This window comes from Aeromonas mytilicola subsp. aquatica, assembly GCF_044336385.1.
GTDB classification, from domain to species: Bacteria; Pseudomonadota; Gammaproteobacteria; order Enterobacterales; family Aeromonadaceae; genus Aeromonas; species Aeromonas rivipollensis.
The window spans coordinates 2,387,883-2,401,911 of the sequence record NZ_CP172298.1 but is presented as its reverse complement, the minus strand read 5'-3'; the positions used below and the strand labels follow the sequence as shown (position 1 = coordinate 2,401,911).

Below are 14,029 nucleotides of genomic sequence, written 5' to 3'. Positions count from 1 at the left end.
TCTTTTGGCTGCCCCCATATCCGGGGTAGAACAAGCCCACAGCCCGGCGCTGGATGCCGGATTTCAAGACGAGAGACGACCTATGTTTGGTAAAGGTGGAATGGGTAACCTGATGAAACAGGCCCAACAGATGCAAGAGCGCATGCAGAAGATGCAAGAGCAGCTGGCTCAGATGGAAGTCGTCGGCGAAGCCGGCGCTGGCATGGTCAAGGTCACCATGGCCGGCAGCCACAGCGTGCGCCGTATCGAGATAGATCCCAGCCTGATGGAAGATGACAAGGAGATGCTGGAAGATCTGGTTGCCGCCGCCGTCAACGACGCCGTGCGCCGGGTGGAAGAGCAGAACAAGAGCAAGATGGGCGAACTGACCGGTGGCATGCAACTGCCCCCTGGCTTCAAGATGCCCTTCTAAGGGCTGAACGCCTTTCAAATCTAAAAGCCATGATCCATGGCGATGACGCAGCTGACCGGGTTCCCACCCTGTCAGCTGCGTTTTGTTTTTTCCGTTCCCCGGTTTCCCGGGGCAGACGTGTATTACTTGCTGCTCTGGACTGTGGTGTAGCTGTTGATCAGATTGCGATAGTCGGGGATGTGGTTGGCGAACAGGGTACCCAGGCCCTCCACGTCATTGCGCCAGTCGCGGTGCAGTTCACAGGCGGCCCCAAACCAGGTCATCAGCTGCGCCCCGGCGGATGACATCCGATCCCAGGCCGAGTGACGGGTGATCTCATTGAAGGTCCCGGAGGCATCTGTGATGACAAACACCTCGTACCCTTCCTCGAGGGCGGACAGGGCCGGGAATGCCACGCACACCTCGGTGACTATACCGGCGATGATCAGCTGCTTCTTGCCGGTGGCCTTGACCGCCTTGACGAACTCCTCGTTATCCCAGGCGTTGATCTGCCCGGGGCGGGCAATGTAAGGGGCATCCGGGAAGGTCTCCTTGAGCTCTGTCATCAGCGGGCCGTTGGGCCCGTTTTCGAAACTGGTGGTCAGTATGGTCGGCAGCTCGAAGTACTTGGCCAGCGCGGCCAGCGCCAGCACGTTGTTGCGAAACTTGTCCGGCTCTATGTCACGGACCAGCGAGGACAGCCCTGCCTGGTGATCCACCAGCAGTACGGCAGCGTTGTTCTTGTCGAGTTTGACGTAGGGTTTAGCCATGATGACTCTCCTTGGTTGTTGCGGGTATCAGCGCTGGGAATCCAGCACTTCGTTGTTTTTCGCCACGGCTTGTGCCTTGCCGTAGCGCTCGATCAACGGCTGTCGGTCTATGGTTTTCAGCGGGTCAGCACCTGGGCGCATTGTCTGCTTGTGCAGCATGCGTTCCTGTTGCCGGCCCGAGGTCAGCGTCCTATCTGGCCAAAACGGCCACTGTTGTAGTCATTGATAGCCTGCACTATCTCTTCCTGGGTGTTCATCACGAAGGGGCCGTGACCGACTATGGGTTCATCGAGGGGGGCGCCATTGAGCAGCAGCAGCGTCGTCTCTTCCTCGACATCGATCACCAGCTGGCTGCCACGGCGCTCCATGACTGCCAGCTCGGCGGTGCGGACAGGGTGGCGGTTGCCGAGGCGAATGGCGCCTTTGAGCACAAACAGCGCCGTGGTGTGTCCTTCTGGCAGTTCGAGCGTCACCCGGTGATGGGCCTTCAGACGCATGTCCCAGACGTTCATCGGGGTGAAGGTGCGGGCAGGGCCGCAGGTATCGCCGAGCTGCCCGGCGATGATGCGAGCCTCCCCTGCGCCCTCTGGCAGTGCCACCCGAGGGATCTCGTCGGCGGTGATGCCCTGGTAGCCAGGGGCCGTCATCTTCTCTTTGGCGGGCAAGTTTACCCACAGCTGCACCATCTCGAAGGCGCCGCCCGTCCTGGCAAATGCCGGGCTGTGGTACTCCTCGTGGATAAGGCCGGATGCGGCCGTCATCCACTGCACGTCACCCGGGCCTATGGTGCCGCCGCCCCCCGAGGAGTCTCTGTGGGAGACGCCGCCCTCATAGACGATAGTCACGGTTTCGAACCCGCGGTGAGGGTGCTGGCCGACGCCGAGTTGATGGGAGGTGGCCGGGAAATTGGCCGGACCTGCATGGTCCATCAGCAGGAAGGGGGACATCTCTTCGGCGATGTCGTTGTAGGAGAAGATGCTCCTGACAGGGAAGCCATCGCCGACCCAATGCCTCTCGTTGCTGCGCTTGATAAATGCCAGTTCTTTCATCTCAATGCCTCCGTTGAATCAATGGAGACAGTGTAGAAAGTAGTCATTTACCGGACTAGATGGTTAAATAAGAAAACACTTTCTAATGAGTTGGAAGATGGACTTCAATCAGGTTGTCGTATTCGTCAAGGTCGTGCAAGCGGGCAGTTTCAGCGCGGCGGCGCGTCTGCTGGGCTTGCCGACCTCCACCGTCAGCCATCGGGTGGCCATGCTGGAGAAGCGTCTGGGCGTCACCCTATTGCAGCGGACCACCCGCAGGTTGCACCTGACCGATGCCGGACAGATCTATTACGACCACGCCTCGGCCGGCCTGGTGCATGTGCTTGACGCCGAGGCGGCTGTGACCGAGGCGCGGGAAGAGCCCTGCGGGCTGCTGCGCATCACGGCTCCCGTGGATATCGGCAACCAGATCCTGTCATCCATCCTGGGGCAGATGCGCAGCCAGTGGCCCAAGGTCGATGTGGAGCTGGTGTTGATGAACCGCTACGTGGATCTGGTCGCCGAGGGGGTCGATGTCGCGATTCGTACCGGCCCTCTCAAGGATTCGACGCTGATCGCCAAGCAGGTGGGGATTGCGCGCTGGGCCCTGTTTGCGAGCCCGGATTACCTCGCCAGCGCCGGGGTGCCAGATGCACCTCAGGCGCTGCGGCAGCATGCCTGCCTGCAGTTCACGCCCCTGGGCAAGGAAGCCTGGGTACTCCACGACGGGGCCGCCAACAGTGTGACCGTCTCTTTGGCCCGGCAGACACTGATCAACGATGTCGGCCTGATCATGGCCATGGTGCAGGCGGGCGGTGGGGTGGCACTGTTGCCCTCCTACCTGTGTCGCCAGGCCTGCGAAGAGGGGAGACTGGTGCCTGTCCTGCCCGAATGGCATGGCAAGGCGGATCCCATTCATATCGTCTATCCCAGGCAGCGCTTCATGGCCCCCAGGCTGCGCGCCTTCGTGGATCTTGCCACGCTGACCCTGCGTCAATGGCTCGAATAACGGGTCGCCGAGGTGGTAATGGCGGCCAGCCCCATAAATAAACAAAGCGCCTGATGGCGCTTTGTTTATTTGATATCACGTCAACCTAGCTGAGCCAGCCCATCGCCATGGCCAACCGGCCGCACAGGGCCGCCAGCAGGATGCCAAGCAGGGTGCGCAGCAGCCAGATCACCACCAGCTGCCCCAGGCTCACCGGGATCTTGGTGGCCAGGATGCAGGGGATGGAGGCGGAGAAGAAGAGCACAGAACTCACCGAGACCACGGCGGTCACATAGCGCTCCAGCAGGTCCGCATCCTTGAGCAGAATGGCGGGCAGGAACATCTCCGCCAAGCCAGCCGAGAGTGCTCTTGCGGTCTCCAGCGGCTCTCCCAAATCCAGCAGCCAGGTGAGGGGCCACAGCAGCCAGCCCAGCAGATCAAACAGCGGCGTGTGCTGGGCCAGCAGCAGCCCCAGCAGGCCGACGGACAAGATGGTAGGGACCACGGCGGCGGCCATGTAGAGGCCATCCTTGAGGTTGTCCTGCAACTGTCGCAGCACGGGATCCGCCTGGCTGGACTGGGTGAGCCCGGAGGCCAGCGCCGCTTGCCAGCGACTCATGCCGGCCGGCAGCGGCTCGTCGGTCTCGCCCTGGTGCGCCATGGTGCTGATGGGGGGAACCCGCGCCAGGATGGCGGTGATGACGAAGGTGATGACCAGGGTGGACCAGAAGTAGAAGTTCCAGTGCCCCATCAGATTGAGGGTCTTGGCCACTATGATCATGAAGGCGGCGGAGACGGTGGAGAAGCCGGTGGCGATGATGACGGCTTCCCGTACCGTGTACTTGCCCGCGAGGAAGACCCGGTTGGTGATGAGCAGGCCCACCGAGTAGCTGCCGACGAAGGAGGCGACCGCATCGATGGCAGAGTGGCCAGGGGTGCGCCAGAGTGGGCGCATCACCGGCTGCATCAGCACGCCGATGAGCTCCAGCAGGCCGAAGCCGAGCAGGAAGGTGAGGGCCATGGCGCCTATGGGCACTATGAGGCCCACCGACATGGCCAGCTTGTCAAAGAGGAAGGGCAGGCGATCCGGCGTCATCAGCCAGGCGGGGCCCCAGTCGGCCACATACATGATGGCCAGCCCCAGCCCGAGCAGCTTGAACAGGCTCAGCAGTCTGTCGATGGGGCGGGCGCGCCAGCGACCATCCAGCAGCGGGCTGATGGCACCATAGGCGATCAGCAGCAGGATCAGCCCCAGGGCGAGCGGGCGCTGCGCCATCAGGAAGCCCGCCAGGTGATCCACCAGTATGGTGCTGCGGCCCGCGAGCTCGAAGGGCACGAAAAAGATGGCGATGCCGAGCACACTGGTCAGCAGCAGTTTGATGCCAGCCCCTGAGCGGGTAGGGGCGGTAAGTGCGTGTTCAGGTTCCATTTCCTCTCCTTGTGATCCACATGGTTCAACTCCCTTGATGACCTAATTTGTATATACAATATCGGCGCAAGCCCAAAATGGAAACAACAAATACACCAAAAAGCAACATTCGATGAAAATGGAATCCGTATGACGCTTTTCTATGGAGGAGTGCGATCGCGGCACTGTGGGCCGCCGTCTGATCGTGACAGAGCGGCCGCGCAAGGGACGTCATGGCAAGAGAGGCAAGGAGGCAGGAAGGGCAGACAGGAGCCGGGCAAATAAAGCTTTTCCAAAACGACCAAAAAAGCGGAAAACCTGAGCCCGGATTTAAACATTTTCACTGCCCTCATCGAGGGAGGCTTTCTTATAACTATTTATGAAATGCTCATAAAGCCTTTGTTCATTTGACTACTTTTCGAGTATCTCATTGCGGAGTAAGATGCCCCTTCAATAAAAATAAGAATTAGGAGTTCGGGTGTGAAGGCATTAGAGAAAGAAAGGATATCGCCCTATATCAGCCAGTTATACGAGTGCGGTATTAATGATTCTGACATTAAGTTGGTGGTGGACCAATTTCGCGCCGACCTGTCCGGCAGTTCATCCCTGTTTTTATTGCGGGATGATGACAAGAGCGACGGAATAAAGCTCTTTTCCAGCGGCTTGACCGAGGCCCAGCAGCAATTTTATGTGCAACACCATCGCCAGGATGTGTGGTTCAACCATTATCTGGACAAGGGCTGCCAGGGGATCGTCAGCGCCAATACCATCTCCAGCTCGGTGGGCCTGCTGGCCAGCTTCGGTGCCCAGTTTGCGGCGGGCGGTGTCTGTCGGGTAAAGGGGCGAGGTCTCAGCACCCTGTGCAGTTATCGCGGCGCCGCTCAGGATGACTTCAACAGCCAGGATCTCAGCTCCTTGACAGAGATCTATTCTGGTCTGGCCGCCTGGAGCCAGCATTATTGGAACCTGCTGGCCCTGGAAACCCAGAACTATCAGCTGCAGCAACTGGTGAAAAACCATAATAAGCCCAGCGCCATCATAGATGACAAGGGACATATTCATTATTCCAATGTGGCGTTCAACCGCATCGCCGATGAAAACGTCGAGCTGCGGGCGGTCAATGGTATTTTCTCTTTGCAAAATAAGGAGCAGCAACGCCAGCTCAAGGAGACCTTGAATGGCTTTGCCTATTTGCTGCCAGGCGCCAGCGCCTATATGTCCATTCCCCGTCAGTCCAATCTCAGGCCCCTGCTGATCCAGTGCACCCTGATGAGCGGCCTCAGCCGCTTCGAGCGCTATGTGGAAGTGGTATTGCGCGATCCCGAGCACTCCTTCAACCCGGACATAGAGGCGCTGGCCAGCCTCTATCCCCTCACCATTGGCGAGAAGGAGCTGCTGGTGCTGATGAGCAAGGGCTACAGCAGCAACGACATCGCCGAACTGCGCGGTGTCAAAGTGGAAACAGTGCGCTCCACCCTCAAGGGGGTGTTCAAGAAGACCGACTGCCACAGCCAGAACGAGCTGCTGCTGCTGCTGCAATCCATCTCCTGATAGGCACCAGCTATGCTTGGAGTGAGCCGGGCATAGTGCCTGGCTCGCGCCTCCCGTCGGGAGGCCTGTCGGGGGAAGCGTCATGGAATCACTCAAGGCAAGGGATTATATGCAGACCAAGCCCATCACGTTCAGCGCGGACATGATGGTGCAAAATGCGGTCACCAAGTTTCTCAACAGTCATCAGCTCGGCGGCCCCGTGGTGGACAACCTGGGGCACCTGATTGGCTGGGTGTCCGAGCAGGATTGCATTGCCGTCATGTTGAAAGAGGCCTATCACTGCGAGCAGGTGGCCCAGGTCAAGGATGTGATGCGCAAGGAGGTGCTGGCGGTGGGGCCAGACACCAGCATCCTGGATCTGGCGGAGATGATGATGGGCCAAAAGCCGAAGATCTATCCCGTGGTGGAGGAGGGTCGCCTGCTCGGGGTGATCAGCCGCCACAACGTGATGCAGGCCATTCACGCCCAGCTTGGTACCTGCTTCGTGCATCAGGCCAGGGTCTGATCCGGTTTTGCCGGATCATCGGGAGCAGGCCGGGGGCCTGCTCTTTTTATTGCCCGCCGGGCCATTGAACCTTGCCGGTGCCGCTTTAAGGCTTGCACCGCCCCCGCTCGCTCTTTAGGATCGCTCCCAGCTTATCGATATGGCCCCTCTGGGCACTTATTTAAGGAATTCCTACCTTGTCTCTCTCTATCGAGGCGCTGCGCCGCCGTCTCTCTGCCTGCATGAATCTCGATGCCCGTCGCCTCTCCAGCCGTCTGCACGGGGTCAAGAAGCTGCCGGAAGGCAAACAGACCGCCATGCTGGAGACCATAGCAGCCGATCTGGCGGTGGCCGAATCGCGCTATCAATCCCGTCTGGCGGGCGTGCCCAGGGTCACTTACCCGGACAACCTGCCGGTCAGCCAGAAGCAGGCGGAGATCGCAAAGGCGATCAGTGAACACCAGGTGGTGATCATCGCCGGGGAAACCGGCTCGGGCAAGACCACCCAGATCCCCAAGATTTGTCTCTCGCTCGGGCGCGGGATCAAGGGCTATATAGGCCACACCCAGCCGCGGCGCCTCGCGGCCCGCACGGTAGCGGCCCGTATTGCGGAAGAGATGGAGTCAGAGCTCGGCCAGTACGTGGGCTACAAGGTGCGCTTCACCGATCAGGTGAGCGAGCAGACCCACATCAAGCTGATGACAGACGGTATCCTGCTGGCGGAGATCCAGCACGACCGCATGCTCACCCAGTACGACACCATCATCATCGATGAGGCCCACGAGCGCAGCCTCAACATCGACTTCATCCTGGGCTATCTCAAGCAGCTGCTGCCAAGGCGCCCGGATCTCAAGGTGATCATCACCTCGGCCACCATAGATCCCCAGCGCTTCTCCCGCCATTTCAACCAGGCGCCCATCATCGAAGTCTCAGGCCGTACCTATCCGGTGGAGGTCCGCTACCGCCCCCTGTTTGTTGATAAAAAAAGCAGCGACAAGAGTGAGGGGCTGGAGGAGCGCGACGAGCTGCAGGGTATCTTCGATGCGGTCGAAGAGCTGGCCCGAGAGGGGCTGGGGGACATCCTCATCTTCATGAACGGCGAGCGGGAAATTCGCGACACCGCCGACGCCCTGCGCAAGCTCAATCTGCGTGACACAGAGGTGCTGCCGCTCTACGCCCGCCTCTCCAATGCCGAGCAGAACAAGGTGTTCCAGCAACATGCCGGACGGCGCATAGTGCTGGCCACCAACGTGGCGGAAACCTCGCTGACGGTGCCGGGTATTCGCTACGTCATCGATCCGGGTACCGCCCGCATCAGCCGTTACTCCTGGCGCACCAAGGTGCAGCGTCTGCCCATAGAGCCTGTCTCCCAGGCCAGTGCCAACCAGCGTAAAGGTCGCTGCGGCCGGGTGGCGGACGGTATCTGTATCCGCCTCTACTCGGAAGAGGATTTCAATGGCCGTCCGGCTTTTACCGATCCCGAGATCCTGCGCACCAACCTGGCCTCCGTCATCTTGCAGATGCTGGCGCTCGGCCTTGGCAACATGGAGGCCTTCCCCTTCGTCGAGCCGCCAGAGTCGCGCCATATCAAGGATGGTTTGACTCTCTTGAAAGAGCTCGAGGCGGTCAAAGAGCTGCCCGGCACCCGGGAGCAGGAACCCAAGTTGCAGCTGACCGAAATCGGTCGTCAGCTGTCCCGCATTCCTCTCGATCCGCGGCTCGCCAGGATGGTGATCACGGCGGCGCAAACCGGCTGTCTGAGCGAGGTGATGGTGATCACCGCCGGCCTCAGCATCCAGGATCCCCGCGAGCGGCCCATGGAGAAGAAGCAGGCCGCCGACGAGCAGCACAGACGCTTCGAGGACAAGGATTCCGATTTCTTCGCCTTCGTCAATCTGTGGAATTACCTCAAAGAGCAGCAGGATCTCCTCGGCAGCAACCCCTTCCGCCGCATGTGCCAGAAGGAGTTTCTCTCCTACCTGCGGGTGCGCGAATGGCAGGACATTCATTTCCAGCTACGCCAGACGGTGAAAGAGCTGGGCTTCAAAGCCAACCATGAGCCTGCCGATTTCAAGACTGTGCACTGCGCCCTGCTGACGGGGCTGCTCAGCCATATCGGCAACAAGGATCTGGAAAAACCGGAGTTTCTCGGCGCCCGCAACGGCCGTTTCCACCTCTTCCCGGCCTCGGGCCTGTTCAAGAAGCCGCCCAAATGGGTGATGGCCGCAGAATTGGTGGAGACTTCCCGCCTCTACGCCCGCATCAACGCCAAGATCGAGCCGGAATGGGTAGAGCCCCTGGCGGCGCACCTCATCAAGCTGCACCACAGCGACCCCCACTGGTCGAAGAAAAACGGCGCCGTCATGGCCAAGGAGAAGGTGACCCTCTATGGCCTGACCCTGGTCAACGAGCGCACCATCAACTTCAGCCGCATCGATCCGGCTCAGTGCCGCGAGCTCTTCATCCGCCGCGCCCTGGTGGAGGGGGACTTCGAGACCCGCCACCGCTTCTTTGGCGAGAACCGCAAGCTCTTGGCCGAGGTGGAGGCGCTGGAACACAAGTCGCGCCGGCGCGACATCCTGGTGGATGACGAGGATCTGTTCCGCTTCTACGACGCCCGCCTGCCGGAGGAGGTGATCTCCGCCCGTCACTTCGACAAGTGGTGGAAGGAGGCGCAAAAGCAGGATCCCGAGCTGCTGAACTTCGAGAAAGAGATGCTGATGAAGGGGGATGCGGCCCACATCAGCGATCTCGACTACCCCAACTTCTGGCAGCAGGGGCGCCTCAAGCTCAAGCTGACTTACCAGTTCGAGCCGGGGGAGGCCGCCGATGGCGTCACCCTGCATATTCCGTTGCCGCTGCTCAACCAGGTGGAGGTGAAGGGGTTCGAATGGCTGATCCCCGGGCTGCGCCATGAACTGCTGGTGGCCCTCATCAAGTCGATGCCCAAGCCGATGCGCAAGAACTTCGTGCCGGCCCCGAACTTCGCCGATGCGCTGCTCGCCACCCTCAATCCCGAGCAGGGGCCGCTGCTGGACGAGATGGAGCGTCAGCTGCGCCGCATGACCGGGGTCACAGTGCCCCGTGAAGCCTGGGACTGGGCATCGGTGCCCGATCACCTGAAACTCACCTTCCGGGTGGTGGACGACAAGCACAAGCTCATCGCGGAAGGCAAGGATCTGGAGGCGCTGAAGGAATCCCTGCGCGGCAAGGTGCAGGAGACCCTCTCCCAGGTGGCGGACGACGACATAGAGCAGTCGGGCCTCACCCTGTGGAGCTTTGGCGAGCTGCCCCAGGAGTACAGCCAGAAGCGCAGCGGCTTCGAGGTGAAGGCCTATCCGACCCTGGTGGATCAGAAGGACTCGGTCGCCATCCAGCTGGTAGAGAGCCCGGTGGCCCAGCAGCAGCTGATGTGGGCGGGCCAACGCCGACTGGTGCTGCTCAACGTGCCGTCCCCCATCAAGTATCTGCAGGAGAAGCTGCCGAACAAGGCCAAGCTGGGGCTTTACTTCAACCCCTTCGGCAAGGTGGCCGAGCTCATCGACGACTGCATCGCCTGTGGCTGTGACAAGCTCATGGAGCAGCACGGCGGCCTGGCCTGGGACGAGGCCGGTTTCGAGTCGCTCAAGGAGTTTGTCCGTGCCGAGCTCAATGACGCCGTGGTGGAGGTGGCCAAACAGGTAGAAGCCGTGCTGACCCTCTCCCATGAGATCAAGAAGCGGCTCAAGGGCAAGATGCAGCTCGACACCGCCTTTGCCATGTCGGACATCCAGCTGCAACTGGGCAACCTCATTCACAAGGGGTTCGTGACCGAAACCGGCTGGCAGCGCCTGCCTGACTTGTTGCGCTACCTGCGCGCCATCGAGCGGCGCCTCGAGAAGCTGGCCATCGATCCCAACCGGGACAGGGTCCATATGCTCAAGGTGCAGAGCGTGGAGAGTGACTACAAGGCGCTGCTCGCCAAGATCCCCAAATCCCAGCCGATCCCCCCCGAGGTGGCCAATATCCGCTGGATGATTGAGGAGCTGCGGGTCTCCTTCTTCGCCCAGCAGCTGGGGACGCCGTACCCCATCTCGGATAAACGGGTGCAGAGCGCCATAGCCCAGTGCTAAGCTGCTATCTATCTGTTTTCTGAGCCATAGTGTGATGAAGAACGTGGCGAAGAGTGCGACGAAGAGTGTGGCGATAAGAGCCAGGGAAGCGCAGGAAGGGAGGCCATCACATGCTGGGGATCTGGTTGGGGGTTGCGCTGGTCAACATCAGCGGCTATCAGCCCATTGCGGAGCAAACCTGGGTGCAGCTCAACCCGGAGTACTATCCGGTGCACAGGGCCGTGCCTCCCATCTTCGTGGCCTGGCGGGGCAACCAGTTCCCGCCGCTCGAACAGAAGAAGAAGAACGGCCACTGGCAGATCCTGTTTCCCGCCCGTCTGGTGCCCCCCTTCGATCTGTTCGAAGGGGAGGCCCAGCTCTCCAAGGCCTATCTGGCCAGGCTCAAGCGCATCGATGAGATGGCCTATGGCATGGCCCCGCATTCGGCCGTGCAGCCCGTCGCCAGCGGCTCTCTCTCCCCCGAGGATCAGGGCGGGGCGGCTTTTATCGCCGAGTTCTCCTTGCCGGGAGCGAGTGCGGGGAGAGGGCGTATGCCGCAGAGCGAGCCGCTGCTGGCCAACTTGATGGGGCGGGCGGCGTCCATCCCTAAGGGGACTCCCGTTCAGGTCGGGGCCGTGCAGATCGCCGCCCTGGGCCAGGGAGCCGAGGGGACCACTCTCACCCTGTCCGCGACCGCGGCGGGAGGGGCATCGCGAGTCTGTCATCAGGTGGCGGCGGGGGAGACGCTCTGGCGCATCGCCAGCCAGCTCCAGGCACAGCTGGGCAGCGGGTCTGATACCTACAGCTATCTGCTGGCGCTGGTGGAGGAAAATCGCCCCGGAATGGGCAAGGGGATAAGGGTACAGAGAGGCCAGCGCCTTTACTGCCCCAAGGCCGAGACCCTGGCCCAGTTTGACGCCATGAGCCCGGCCCAGCGCCAGCAGCAGTTTGCCCGTCTGGAGCAGGGGCGCTGAGCCGCGTTCGGATAAGATCTGATGCGGCTGTGGGGAGGGGCAGATGGCGAGTCGCGCGTCCCTTGTATCCACCCCGGGCCCATGCTAGTATTCGCGCTCGTTTTGCGAGGTGCTGACCGGTCGCAGTCAACACCATATATTCATCTTAAAAGAGATAACCACTATGTCTTTCGTATTCCAAGCTGAAGTCCGTTCTGACCTGGGGAAAGGTGCGAGCCGCCGCCTGCGTCATGCTGACCAAGTTCCTGCCATCGTTTACGGTGCAGGCAAAGAAGCCGTGTCCGTTACCCTGGATCACAAAAAGCTGATCCTGGCCCAAGAGAAGCCGGAGTTCTACTCCTCCGAGCTGACCCTGGTCATCAACGGCGAAGAAGTAAAAGTAAACGTCAAGGCGATCCAACGTCACCCGGTACGTTACAAGCTGGTTCACCTGGACTTCGTACGCATCTAATTGCGTCAGTCCGGTTGAATGAAAAGCCACTCCTCGGAGTGGCTTTTTGCATTCTGGCGTTCATGCCGCAGCCATGAAAGAGGGCGACCCCGGGTCGCCCTCTCGTCTTTTTCCTCTCTACCAGACCGGCTGGCTGAGGTAGGGATTGCTCGCCTTCTCGCGACCCAAGGTGGAGCTGGGGCCGTGGCCGGGCACGAAGACGATGTCATCCCCAAGGGGCAGCAGGGTCTCGGTGATCGACTTGATCAGGGTGGCGTGATCCCCGCGGGGGAAATCGGTGCGGCCTATGCTGCCGGCAAAGAGCACGTCTCCCACCCAGGCGAGTCGCTCGGCCTGGCAGAGCAGCACTATGTGCCCCGGGGTATGGCCCGGGCAGAAATAGACCTCCAGCTCGCAGTGGCCCAGCTGCACCTTGTCGCCTTGCTCAAGCCAGCCATCCGGTGTAAAGGCCGGAGCATGGGCGAAGCCGAACATCTGGCTCTGCTGGGGCAGCATGTCGAGCCAGAAGGCATCTTCCTTGTGGGGCCCGGTGATGGATACGCCGGTCTGCTCGCGCAGCTGGTTGGCGGCCCCCACGTGATCCAGATGACCGTGGGTCAGCAGTATATGGGTCAGGGTCAGCCCTCGTTTGGCGATGGCCGCCAGCAGTTTGTCCGCCTCGCCACCCGGGTCGATCAGCGCCGCCTGATGTGTCTCGTCACACCAGATGAGGGAACAATTCTGGGCGAAAGGGGTGACCGGTATCACCTCGAACTTCAACATGTGGGACTCTCCTGAGGGGGCTGACGGGCGTGTTGCTCGGCGAAGTAGGCGAGGCAGGCCTGCTTGTCACCGCGAAACTGGATCCGCTCGCGCTTGTTGTTCAGCTGATAGAGGTACATGGGGTCGTAGTAGCGGGTCAGCAGCAGGCGGATCCAGGCGAGGTGCAGCGCCGTATCCCCCGTGCTGGCCTGCTCCTTGAGGGCGGCCTGCATCAAGCCATCCAGCTCCCGGTGATCCTTGTCCCCAAGGCGGCGCTTGAGCCGGGCCAGGGCATCGGTCAGGTAGCCGGCAAACAGCGGCCAGCCAGCCTCGCTGCCGTACATCTCCAGATAGCGTTGCCAGAGATCCTGCACGTAATCCACCCGGATCTGCTCGGCTCGCTCCTCCTGGGGCACTTCTACCACCACCAGGGGGGCCTGGCACATGGCCTCATAGAGGTTAAGAGGCAGGGCGCAGCGACCGATGAGGCGGCTTTCGTCTTCCACCACGAAGGCATGCTCGCCCTTGTGGCGGCGCTTGAGCAGCTCTATGGCCAGCCGGTTTTCGAAGTTGATGTTGCTGGGCTGGCCTCCCGGCAACTGGCCAAAGGAGGATCCCCTGTGATGGGCGTGCCCTTCCAGATCCACCGACTGGGCAATGTTGGCCAGCATGTGGGTCTTGCCGGAGCCTGTCATGCCGGTCAGCACGTGCCAGTGGCACTGGGCGCTGGCGCTCTCCTGGGTATCGATGAGAAAGCGGCGCAGCTCCTTGTAGCCGCCGGCCACCCGCGGGCGGATGACCCCCGCCTCGGACAGCCACTGCTGCACCGTCTGCGAGCGCAGGCCGCCGCGAAAACAGTAGAGCAGGGCATCGGGCTGCTGGCGCAACTGCGCCAGCCATCCTTCGATACGGGCGGCGCGCACGGCTCCCCCCACCAGCTTGTGGCCGAGTTCAATGGCCGCCGCCTGGCCCTGCCGCTTGTAACAGGTGCCCACCTGGGCACGTTCGTCATCCGTCATCAGCGGCAGACTGACGGCGTTGGGAAAGGCCCCTTCCTGGAATTCGACGGGGGCGCGCAGATCGATGAGGGGAATATCCTCCAGGAAGATGGCGGCGAGATCCCTGGCCAGTGGCAGTTCACTCATCGCGCAT

The 14,029-nt window shown here is 61.2% G+C and carries 13 protein-coding genes; 7 read left to right on the top strand and 6 right to left on the bottom strand.

Annotated elements, in window-relative coordinates:
- The first annotated feature begins 82 nt into the window (after positions 1 to 82).
- The gene (locus ACFWHB_RS11070) at positions 83 to 412 is read left to right on the top strand and encodes a YbaB/EbfC family nucleoid-associated protein (RefSeq protein WP_011706069.1); all 330 of its coding nucleotides are present in this window, start codon (positions 83 to 85) and stop codon (positions 410 to 412) included.
- A 122-nt stretch (positions 413 to 534) separates the two neighbouring features.
- Here the strand turns inward: ACFWHB_RS11070 and ycaC are convergent, their stop codons facing one another.
- The 3 genes from ycaC to ACFWHB_RS11055 are packed head-to-tail and all read right to left on the bottom strand — an operon-like array spanning position 535 to position 2,210.
- Positions 535 to 1,161 (bottom strand): isochorismate family cysteine hydrolase YcaC, encoded by a 627-nt coding sequence (ycaC, locus tag ACFWHB_RS11065; protein WP_106886811.1) that lies wholly within the window; start codon positions 1,159 to 1,161, stop codon positions 535 to 537.
- Positions 1,162 to 1,188: 27 nt separating this feature from the next.
- Positions 1,189 to 1,320, bottom strand: coding sequence for a hypothetical protein (locus ACFWHB_RS11060; RefSeq protein WP_395948382.1), 132 nt, complete (start codon positions 1,318 to 1,320; stop codon positions 1,189 to 1,191).
- A gap of 23 nt (positions 1,321 to 1,343) precedes the next feature.
- Positions 1,344 to 2,210, bottom strand: a complete 867-nt coding sequence (locus ACFWHB_RS11055) for a pirin family protein (protein ID WP_395948381.1) — start codon at positions 2,208 to 2,210, stop codon at positions 1,344 to 1,346.
- A gap of 97 nt (positions 2,211 to 2,307) precedes the next feature.
- Between ACFWHB_RS11055 and ACFWHB_RS11050 the strand changes: the two genes are divergently transcribed.
- Positions 2,308 to 3,198, top strand: a complete 891-nt coding sequence (locus ACFWHB_RS11050) for a LysR family transcriptional regulator (RefSeq protein WP_395948380.1) — start codon at positions 2,308 to 2,310, stop codon at positions 3,196 to 3,198.
- Positions 3,199 to 3,283: 85 nt separating this feature from the next.
- Here ACFWHB_RS11050 and ACFWHB_RS11045 read toward each other — a convergent pair whose 3' ends face one another.
- On the bottom strand, positions 3,284 to 4,606 hold the full coding sequence (locus ACFWHB_RS11045) for a YjiH family protein (protein ID WP_395948379.1): 1,323 nt from the start codon (positions 4,604 to 4,606) through the stop codon (positions 3,284 to 3,286).
- Between the two features lie 459 nt (positions 4,607 to 5,065).
- Here ACFWHB_RS11045 and ACFWHB_RS11040 point away from each other — a divergent pair, with 459 nt between their 5' ends.
- The 5 genes from ACFWHB_RS11040 to rplY all read left to right on the top strand — a co-directional run bounded on the left by ACFWHB_RS11040 (position 5,066) and on the right by rplY (position 12,136).
- Positions 5,066 to 6,136 carry a helix-turn-helix transcriptional regulator gene (locus ACFWHB_RS11040; protein WP_163154853.1) on the top strand — a complete coding sequence of 357 codons (1,071 nt, stop codon included), beginning with the start codon at positions 5,066 to 5,068 and terminating at the stop codon, positions 6,134 to 6,136.
- An 82-nt stretch (positions 6,137 to 6,218) separates the two neighbouring features.
- Positions 6,219 to 6,641, top strand: coding sequence for a CBS domain-containing protein (locus tag ACFWHB_RS11035; protein WP_395948378.1), 423 nt, complete (start codon positions 6,219 to 6,221; stop codon positions 6,639 to 6,641).
- A gap of 176 nt (positions 6,642 to 6,817) precedes the next feature.
- Positions 6,818 to 10,732 carry an ATP-dependent RNA helicase HrpA gene (hrpA, locus tag ACFWHB_RS11030; protein WP_395948377.1) on the top strand — a complete coding sequence of 1,305 codons (3,915 nt, stop codon included), beginning with the start codon at positions 6,818 to 6,820 and terminating at the stop codon, positions 10,730 to 10,732.
- A 110-nt stretch (positions 10,733 to 10,842) separates the two neighbouring features.
- Positions 10,843 to 11,685 (top strand): hypothetical protein, encoded by an 843-nt coding sequence (locus ACFWHB_RS11025; RefSeq protein WP_395948376.1) that lies wholly within the window; start codon positions 10,843 to 10,845, stop codon positions 11,683 to 11,685.
- A gap of 163 nt (positions 11,686 to 11,848) precedes the next feature.
- On the top strand, positions 11,849 to 12,136 hold the full coding sequence (gene rplY / locus ACFWHB_RS11020) for a 50S ribosomal protein L25 (protein WP_025326956.1): 288 nt from the start codon (positions 11,849 to 11,851) through the stop codon (positions 12,134 to 12,136).
- Positions 12,137 to 12,253: 117 nt separating this feature from the next.
- Here rplY and ACFWHB_RS11015 read toward each other — a convergent pair whose 3' ends face one another.
- Positions 12,254 to 12,898 (bottom strand): MBL fold metallo-hydrolase, encoded by a 645-nt coding sequence (locus ACFWHB_RS11015; RefSeq protein ID WP_395948375.1) that lies wholly within the window; start codon positions 12,896 to 12,898, stop codon positions 12,254 to 12,256.
- Positions 12,892 to 14,022, bottom strand: a complete 1,131-nt coding sequence (gene mnmH, locus ACFWHB_RS11010) for a tRNA 2-selenouridine(34) synthase MnmH (protein ID WP_395948374.1) — start codon at positions 14,020 to 14,022, stop codon at positions 12,892 to 12,894. Before mnmH ends, ACFWHB_RS11015 begins: the two co-directional genes overlap by 7 nt.
- Positions 14,023 to 14,029 lie beyond the last annotated feature (7 nt).

What these genes read in the sequence shown, in the direction of transcription:
- ACFWHB_RS11070 (WP_011706069.1), top strand. Translation starts at nt 83, where the DNA reads ATGTTTGGTAAAGGTGGAATGGGTAACCTGATGAAACAGGCCCAACAG.
- ycaC (WP_106886811.1), bottom strand. Translation starts at nt 1,161, where the DNA reads ATGGCTAAACCCTACGTCAAACTCGACAAGAACAACGCTGCCGTACTG.
- ACFWHB_RS11060 (WP_395948382.1), bottom strand. Translation starts at nt 1,320, where the DNA reads ATGCTGCACAAGCAGACAATGCGCCCAGGTGCTGACCCGCTGAAAACC.
- ACFWHB_RS11055 (WP_395948381.1), bottom strand. Translation starts at nt 2,210, where the DNA reads ATGAAAGAACTGGCATTTATCAAGCGCAGCAACGAGAGGCATTGGGTC.
- ACFWHB_RS11050 (WP_395948380.1), top strand. Translation starts at nt 2,308, where the DNA reads ATGGACTTCAATCAGGTTGTCGTATTCGTCAAGGTCGTGCAAGCGGGC.
- ACFWHB_RS11045 (WP_395948379.1), bottom strand. Translation starts at nt 4,606, where the DNA reads ATGGAACCTGAACACGCACTTACCGCCCCTACCCGCTCAGGGGCTGGC.
- ACFWHB_RS11035 (WP_395948378.1), top strand. Translation starts at nt 6,219, where the DNA reads ATGGAATCACTCAAGGCAAGGGATTATATGCAGACCAAGCCCATCACG.
- ACFWHB_RS11025 (WP_395948376.1), top strand. Translation starts at nt 10,843, where the DNA reads ATGCTGGGGATCTGGTTGGGGGTTGCGCTGGTCAACATCAGCGGCTAT.
- rplY (WP_025326956.1), top strand. Translation starts at nt 11,849, where the DNA reads ATGTCTTTCGTATTCCAAGCTGAAGTCCGTTCTGACCTGGGGAAAGGT.
- ACFWHB_RS11015 (WP_395948375.1), bottom strand. Translation starts at nt 12,898, where the DNA reads ATGTTGAAGTTCGAGGTGATACCGGTCACCCCTTTCGCCCAGAATTGT.
- mnmH (WP_395948374.1), bottom strand. Translation starts at nt 14,022, where the DNA reads ATGAGTGAACTGCCACTGGCCAGGGATCTCGCCGCCATCTTCCTGGAG.